The organism is Psychrilyobacter sp., from assembly GCF_037132775.1.
Taxonomy (GTDB): Bacteria; Fusobacteriota; Fusobacteriia; order Fusobacteriales; family Fusobacteriaceae; genus Psychrilyobacter.
Genome location: NZ_JBAHZY010000093.1, coordinates 1 through 6,017, shown reverse-complemented (window position 1 = coordinate 6,017; position 6,017 = coordinate 1). Strand labels below are relative to the sequence as shown.

4 protein-coding genes and 2 pseudogenes are annotated in these 6,017 nt (G+C 32.4%); all 6 read left to right on the top strand.

The features are described from left to right. Positions 1-136: 136 nt before the first annotated feature. Positions 137-292, top strand: a pseudogene (locus V5784_RS06230) (zinc ribbon domain-containing protein); the annotation flags it as partial. 183 nt (positions 293-475) lie between these two features. Further along, on the top strand, positions 476-1,828 hold the full coding sequence (locus V5784_RS06225) for an MATE family efflux transporter (protein WP_336888172.1): 1,353 nt from the start codon (positions 476-478) through the stop codon (positions 1,826-1,828). Between the two features lie 142 nt (positions 1,829-1,970). Beyond that, a complete protein-coding gene (locus V5784_RS06220) occupies positions 1,971-2,609 on the top strand; it encodes a GntR family transcriptional regulator (RefSeq protein ID WP_336888171.1) in 639 nt (212 codons plus the stop codon). 164 nt (positions 2,610-2,773) lie between these two features. Then, a complete protein-coding gene (locus tag V5784_RS06215) occupies positions 2,774-3,241 on the top strand; it encodes a GrdX family protein (RefSeq protein ID WP_336888170.1) in 468 nt (155 codons plus the stop codon). A 19-nt stretch (positions 3,242-3,260) separates the two neighbouring features. Next, positions 3,261-4,547 (top strand): glycine/sarcosine/betaine reductase component B subunit, encoded by a 1,287-nt coding sequence (locus tag V5784_RS06210; protein WP_336888169.1) that lies wholly within the window; start codon positions 3,261-3,263, stop codon positions 4,545-4,547. Between the two features lie 26 nt (positions 4,548-4,573). Then, a pseudogene (locus tag V5784_RS06205) lies at positions 4,574-5,918 on the top strand (glycine/betaine/sarcosine/D-proline family reductase selenoprotein B). Positions 5,919-6,017 lie beyond the last annotated feature (99 nt).

Sequence of the window (6,017 nt, the reverse complement as noted above, 5' to 3'; positions counted from 1 at the left end):
TCAGAAATACCAGATGATGAGTTAGAAAGAACTGTAGAAAGAATTAGAAATAGACCGCGAAAAGTATTAAATTATTTTACTGCAAATGAAGTTTTCCTTGAAAATATGTGGTGGTGTGCTTGACAAGACTCACCGCCCTTCTTCTAAAATTTGTTCATCTTGTAATGTAGTAAAATTGACTCTTGAACTTAATGAAAGAGTATATAAATGTGAATGTGGTCTTTCAATAGATCGTGACCTAAACGCGAGTTACAATATACTTTCGGAAGGAAAAAAACTACTAACTTACTAAAATATATCAGGGTAGGGCTTACCCGTTGAGCTTGGTAAATATGAGTTAGGATTTAATAACTCACTTCCCAAGAAGCCCCCTCCTCAAGCCATTTTCATAGGCTAGGTGGGGGAGTATGTCACAAAGGGTGAAAGTTTGAAGTTAAATTAAAATTAAAATTAAAAATAAAATTTAGGAGAGAGAATGAATACAGAATTAGAAAGAAAGAAGATATTGCCGTTGTTGATAAAATTTTCCATACCATCAACTATAGCGGTTTTGATAAATATAATATATAACATTACCGATAGATATTTTATAGGACAAAATGTAGGGAGAGATGGGATAGGAGCCTTGGCAATTATATTTCCTGTAACCATAATAATAGGTGGAATAGGGATGTTTTTTGCCATTGGTGGAGCTTCGGCAGCAGGGATAAAATTAGGAGAAAAGGATAAAGTCGGGGCCGAAAAAGTTTTGGGGACTACAATATTTTGGATAATTATAATAGGCCTGAGCCTGACAGGTTTAATCCTTCTAAACCTAACTTCAATCCTAGAAATGTTGGGAGCCAGTAAAAATAATATAGGTTATGCCTATACTTATTATGCCTATATAATTCCAACACTTGTACTTCAATTGGTGTTCATGTCCCTCAATGCATTCATTAGGACAGAGGGGAATCCCATGTTGTCTATGAAGATTAATTTATTTGGTGCAGTTTTGAATACAATTCTAGATTATATCTTAATTGTAAGGTTTGGAATGGGGATAAAGGGAGCGGCCATAGGAACAGCGATAGCCGGTGTAGTTCCTGCAATAATACAGTTACATCATTTTTTTAGATCGGATATAATAACTTTAAAATTAAAAAATATAAGACCAAATTTAGAAGTAATGATGGGAATTTCAAAGATAGGAATAGGATCGTTTTTAAATCAATTCCTAAATGGAATTTCGGTATATATTATGAATATCAAGTTAAACTACTATGGAGGAGATCTGGCTATAGCAGCAGTTGGAATAGTAGCTACCTCAAGAAATTTTATAAATACAAGTTTTATAGGATTTAACCAGGGGAGACAGCCGATTCTATCCTATAATTACGGGGCAAAAAAATTTGATAGGGTAAAAGAAACTTTTATATTATCTACAAAGATCACATTTACAATAGCTTTGATCCTTGTCTTTATAGTTGTAGGAAATTCAGATACGATAGCTAGATTTTTTGTGAACGATGAAAAACTTATAGAGTTCACAGGCCATGCAATAAGATTAAATCTATTTATGATGGTATCTACAGCTCTTTACCTTTCGGGTACCAATTATTTTCAATCAGTAGGGAAGGGGAAGAAGACTACTCAGTTATTGACCATAAGGTTAGTAGTATTGACTATCCCTCTTATATATATATTACCTATATTCTGGGGTTTAAATGGGGTTTGGCTGGCATTCCCAATTTCGGATACCATAGCTGCAGTAGTTGCCATGTATTTTATGAAGGAAGAATTTAAGGAGATGAAGAGTAAGCCTTTGGTTCAATCAACTTTACTATAGGACAAAAATTATTTTCAAATGATTTTGGCATTATGAAAATTTTGTTTTATCTTGTATTTTTAATAGAAAGTAGTTATAATTGTGTATATATATGAATAATAGTTTTTAAAAATGATTCTTAAAGATAAGAGGATGGTCTAAAATGAAAAAAAAGTTTACAACAGATGAAATATATAAAATTTTAAAGGATAGAATTATCCAAATTAAATATGAACCTGGAATTGTTTTAAATGAAGTTGATATTGGAAATGAATTTGAAATAAGTAGAACACCTATAAGAGAGATATTTCAAAGATTAAATAGTAATAAATTACTTAAAATTATACCAAGGTATGGAGCCCAGGTTTCACATATTGATTTTAAATATATGAAATCAATATTTGAAATAACTAGAGAATTTGACAGTCTTGCAACAAGACTTTGTGTGGATAATATCTCAGATGGAGAAATTTTGAAACTTGAAGAAATATACAATAACCTCCTTCAGTATAATATTGAGGAAGATTATCAAAAAGCTATTTCAGAGGATGAGAAGTTTCATAAAATAGTTTTAAAAAATTGTGGGAATCCATGTCTCGAAGATATACTTTCAAATTTACATATCCATACGGAAAGATTGTGGCATTATTCTGAAGATAATATAGATTCAATAGAAATTTTTATAGGAACATTGGGAAAGGTTCTCGGTGCGATAAAGGAAAAAGATAAAGAAAAAGCAGAAAAATATGCCCGTGAGCATATAGATATTTTTGTTGAAAAAGTAAAAAAAGAAATGCTTTAAATAAAAAAAATAAAGAAATCTGAGAATTAATTCTCGGATTTTTTTATTACTTAGAAATTTAAAAGACTCTCAATTGTGATTAATTTGATGCAACATAACGGTGTTATTATATTTATTTAATTTATATTCAATAAATTAAAAATTAATTTGGAGAGTGTAAATATGTGAAGTATACTACGATTGCAATATTAAAATACAACAAGTATACAATTGATGAAAAGAAAGCTTTTTTATGTAAGGGAGATTTTATGGGATGTTTAATAGTAAGCAATAATCCAATGGTTAAAGAAAAATTTGATAATGTTTATTTTATTGAAAGTACATCAAGGGAGCTTTTAGAAAAGGTAAGAAATTTAGTTCACAGTGGGAGCGAGTTAATTACTCATCCATTAGGAGTCAGCTTGAGGATGATATATTCACCATCGTTTACGGTAGTGATTAACAAGAAAGAAGGAAAGTTAAATAGTCTTCACTCTAAAATCATTGAAACAAGTATTGAAAAGTATGATCTACATATGGGGGCGGGATTGAGAGAGGAAGATGTTAAAAATTCTAAAGATTATTCAGTAATTGATTATAAGCTTTTAGAATCTGCACTTGTGGAAATAAATAGTAATGCAATGTCTTTTTAAAAATTTTGGAGGTGTTATTTTGAAGTTAGAACATAGAAAAATTAATATTAAGGATATACAGTTTGGAGAAAAAACTGAAGTAGTAAGTGGAGTATTATTTGTAAATAAAGAAGAAGTAATAGCAGAGTTGAAAACAGATGCTAAAATTAAAGATGTAAAAATTGATATAGCAAGACCAGGGGAAAAAGTAAGAATTATTCCTGTGAAAGATGTTATTGAACCAAGAGTTAAAATTGGAGTAGACGAAGGACAATTCCCAGGGGTATTATCAAAATTAACTCAGGCAGGAGAGGGAAAAGTTAATATATTAAATGGTGTTGCAGTAGTGACAGTAGGAGATATTGTAGGATTTCAAGAAGGTGTAATTGATATGTGGGGTGAAGGTGCAAAATGGACTCCGTTTTCTAAAACATTAAATCTTGTAGTGCATATTATTCCTATCGAAGGTTTAGAACCACATGCTCATGAAAATGTTGTAAGAATGGCAGGATTAAGATCCGCTGCATTTATTGGAAAAGCAGGAAAAGATATAGAGCCAGATAAGACTGAAGTTTACGAAACTGGAACTATGACTGAAGAAATAGCAAAATATCCTGACTTACCAAAAGTTTTATATGTAGAAATGTTGATATCTCAAGGATTATTACATGATGGTTATATCTATGGTGTAAACAGTCAACAAATATTACCAACATTATTACATCCAAATGAAGAATTAGATGGAGCCGTTATTAGTGGAAACTGTGTAGCTGCCTGTGATAAAATAACAACTTATCAACACCAAAACAATCCAGTTATGAAAGATTTATATGCAAAACACGGAAAGGAACTAAACTTTTTGGGTGTTGTATTAACTCCAGAATTAACAACTTTAGCAGGAAAGATCAGAACGTGTGATTATACAGCTAAATTATGTAAGATGGTAGGAGCTGACGGTGTTATTGTATCAGAAGAAGGATACGAAAATCCAGATACAGATCTATTGATGATCTGCAAAAGATTAGAAGATTCAGGGATAAAAACAGTTTTAATTACAGATGAGTGTTCTGGAAGAGATGGGATGTCACAATCACTTGCAGATACAGCTAAGGAAGCAGTAGCAGTGGTTTCAGGAGGAAATGTAAGCCATTTAGTTACACTACCACCTGCAGACGTAATTTTAGGAAACGTTGAAGCTATATCTACTTTAGCTGGTGGATGGGAGGGATCACTTTTAGAAGATGGAAGTCTTATGTGTGAATTAAACGCTGTAATAGGAGCAACATCAGAGATCGGATACCATAATTGTACAACTAAATTATATTAATAACTATGACTGGAGGGGAATATATAATGGAAAAAAAGTTTAAAGTAGTATATTATTTGAATCAGTTTTTTGGTCAAATAGGTGGAGAGGATCAAGCTGGAATAAAACCTCAATTTATAGAGGGGAATATAGGACCAGCAACGGCTTTTGAAGCTCTTTTAAAAGAAGAGGGAGAGGTAGTTGGAACTATAATTTGTGGGGACAATTATTTTAATGAAAATAAAGATGACGCTATGGAAGTTATTGGTAAAATGATAAAAGATGCTAATCCGGACATGGTTGTAACAGGTCCTGCCTTCAATGCAGGAAGATATGGAATGGCATGTGGAGAAGTTGCAAAATATGTAATAGATGAATTAAAAATTCCAGCAGTAACAGGAATGTATATTGAAAATCCAGCAGTTGAACTTTGTAAAGCTAAAGTTATAATTGCTGAAACAAGTGCTTCAGCCGGTGGTATGCGTAAAGCTTTAAAATCAATGTCAAATATTGTGAAAAAAATAGTAGCTGGAGAAGAATTAGAATTACCTGAAGAAGATGGGTACATTGCTCATGGTAAGAGAAAGACAGTATTTGTAGATAAAAATGGATCTGAGAGAGCTGTAGATATGCTTTTAAACAGATTAAATGGAAGAGATTTTACATCAGAACTTCCAATGCCTGTATTTGATAGAGTAGATCCAGCAGATGCTATCAAAGATATAACTAAGGCAACTATTGCTTTAATTACAACTGGTGGAATGGTACCAAAGGGTAATCCCGATAGAATTCAATCAGCTAGTGCCCAAATATGGGGAAGATATGATATGAGTGAATTTGATAGTCTCAAAGAAGCAGAATTTATTACTATTCATGGGGGATATGATCCTGTGTATGCAAATGAAGATCCAGATAGAGTAGCTCCTCTTGCTATGCTGAGAAAACTTGAAGCTGAAGGTCATATAGGAGGAGGTAGATAAATATTTCTATACGACTACAGGAACAGGAACAGCTGTAGGGAAAGCAGTTCAGTTTGGAAAAGAGATGGGTGAGTTACTCAAAGCAGACGGTGTGGATGGAGTAATTCTAACTTCTACATGAGGAACTTGTACTCGTTGCGGTGCAACGATATTAAAGGAAATAGAAAGATTTGGAATAGCAGTAGTTCATATGTCTACAATTACTACTATATCTAAATCAGTAGGAGCAAACAGAATTGTTCCGACTGTTGCAATACCATATCCAGTAGGAAACCCAAAACTTTCTTCTAAGGAAGAGGAAGAGCTAAAATATAGTCTTGTAAAAAGAGCTGTAGATGCTTTAACTGTAGAAGTTACTGGAGTAACTGAATTTGAGGGTCTGTCTCATATTTTGTGTAAACCTCCAAATTAGTGTAAACTACAATTACATTAATTTGGAGGTTTTTTTATGAGAAAAAAAAGAAAAGATTTATCCCCTGATGAATTAGCACGAAAAGAGCTAATTAGAGAA

Coding starts and splice junctions, on each gene's coding strand:
- V5784_RS06225 (WP_336888172.1), top strand. CDS start 476: ATGAATACAGAATTAGAAAGAAAGAAGATATTGCCGTTGTTGATAAAA.
- V5784_RS06220 (WP_336888171.1), top strand. CDS start 1,971: ATGAAAAAAAAGTTTACAACAGATGAAATATATAAAATTTTAAAGGAT.